Raw genomic sequence first — 1,853 nt, forward strand, 5'->3', positions numbered from 1 at the left:
GCGCAGGTCGCGATGGGCGCCGACGGTTCCCAGGTAGCGCCCGCCGCGGCTCGCCAACAGCCAGCCGGCATGCCGCCAGCCCAGGCTCAGGAAGGTGTTCACGGAGCGCAAATTGGTCGCCTGCACGTGCGAGAAGCACAGCTGCAATCCTTCTTGCGCCATGCTGGACGCGGTCGCGACCAGCAGCTTCTTGGCCCAGCCGCCGCGCCGGCTTGCGGGGTGCGTGTACAAAAAGCTCAGGAACGCATTGCGCGATCCTACCTCGCACTTGAGCGGGCACGGCGTATCGGTGCGGGCGGCGCCAACGTCGATCCGGATCTGCGATCGCACAGCGCCGTCTTCGATCAGCGCGTAGATCCGCCCACCTTGCGCGAGCACCTTACGCACCCCGGCCCCGGTATGCGGGTTAATCTGGTCGAGCAGGGCGTCGGGACAGCGCGCCAGGTCGTCCTCGGAAACGAGCCGCAGCAGCGTACAGCCCGGCGGGCATGCCGTGCCCTCGTCGCGCAGCGGCGCCGCGAACAGCATGTACACATCGAGTGCCAGCGCCTTGCGCAGCAACCAGAAGCCCAGACTGCGCGGGCCGCCGCGTTCCCGCAGCAGCTCCACCCGCTCGTGGTTCCAGAGGGCGCGCATGCTACAGCGGCTCCCAACTGGACAATGCGGTTTTCAGCAGCCGGTACCCGGCTGCGCCGACTAGCCCCGGCCGGAACAGGATCAGGTTCGTCATCCGCGCGCCCGGAAGCGCGCCCCAGCGCTGCTTGTAACCGGAGTCGCCCTGGCCCCAGTCGACCAGGCGCAGGCCGCGCCCGATCGCGTCCCGGAAAATATCGAGCGAGAGCAGCGAGCCCGGGCTGGACGCCTTGAACTCTTCGTCATAGCCGTTGGCCACGATGCACATCGTCTGCCCGTGTTCGAGGTGCAGCGAATAGGCGATGTCGCGTGCGCCGCAAGAGAGCAGCCAAAGCACGACCTCCGGCCCGTCGCCGTATTGCGCCAGTCGCGACCAGTAGGCTTGATTCGGCGCGCCCACGAGCTTGACGTCGCCTCCCTGTTGCGCAACCCAGGAGGCCTGTTCGACCAGCGCCGCGCGTTGCAGCAGCGCGCCCGCTTGCGCCACGGTGAGCCGATGTCGTTCCGTGATCACCGGGCCCTGCTTGTCGAGGCGGCGCCGCAAGTAGGCGATGTTTTTCCACAGTGACCCGCTCACTTGCGCCTGAAGCGCCTGCGCCGACGCCGGCAAGGCCAGTTCGAACACCTGCCCGGTCACCTGCTTCAGGCCACGCCAGCCGCGCGCGCGCAGCAGGGTAACGAAGCGCTGGGTATCGGTGTCGCCGTCGATGAGCGGCCCCATGCGCAGCATGGCGCCGCAGGGCCGCCTGGTCAGTTCGTCGGCGAGCGCGGCCAGCGCCTCCGCGCCGGCGCCGGGCTCGACGGCCACGCCGCGCCACGGCCAGTAGTAGCCGCCCAGCGCCCATAGGTCCAGCTTGCCCGCGCGCTTGCGCGCGAACGCGACCTCGGCGCCCGCGGTGCGCACGACCGCCAGCGGGCCGCGCCAGCCATCGCCGGGCAAATAGGCCTGTTCCCACGCCGCGGCGGTATGTGCGCGCACGAAGCCGCGCCGCATCGGCGCATCGGTGCCCATGTCGTGCCCCTCAGCCATGGCGGATCAGCCGGCGCACTTTCGCCTTGACCCCGTAACGGTCCAGCACCTGGCCCGCCCATGCCGAGAAGCGTTCCATCAGCGCATGGCCGCGGACGATGGCGGCATTGCGCACGGTGGGCCGCACCAGGAACACATTGGCGCACTGGCGCTGGTGGGTGGCGAACAGGCGCTTGTGGTCGGACTGGCC

General features: G+C 69.7%; 2 protein-coding genes and 1 pseudogene. All 3 read right to left on the reverse strand.

The annotated features are described in order from the left end of the window. The coding region (locus tag J8847_RS23940) for an N-acetyltransferase (RefSeq protein WP_211527189.1) at positions 1-636 on the reverse strand (636 nt) is incomplete at its 3' end. A 1-nt stretch (position 637) separates the two neighbouring features. Next, the gene (locus J8847_RS23945; RefSeq protein WP_211527190.1) at positions 638-1,645 is read right to left on the reverse strand and encodes a GNAT family N-acetyltransferase; all 1,008 of its coding nucleotides are present in this window, start codon (positions 1,643-1,645) and stop codon (positions 638-640) included. Between the two features lie 10 nt (positions 1,646-1,655). Then, a pseudogene (locus tag J8847_RS23950) lies at positions 1,656-1,853 on the reverse strand (GNAT family N-acetyltransferase); the annotation flags it as partial.

The organism is Massilia sp. AB1 (assembly GCF_018119385.1).
In the GTDB taxonomy this organism is placed as follows: Bacteria; Pseudomonadota; Gammaproteobacteria; order Burkholderiales; family Burkholderiaceae_D; genus Telluria.

Bases quoted from the DNA above. Each gene is read 5' to 3' on its own strand.
- J8847_RS23945 (WP_211527190.1), bottom strand. From the start codon at position 1,645: ATGGGCACCGATGCGCCGATGCGGCGCGGCTTCGTGCGCGCACATACC.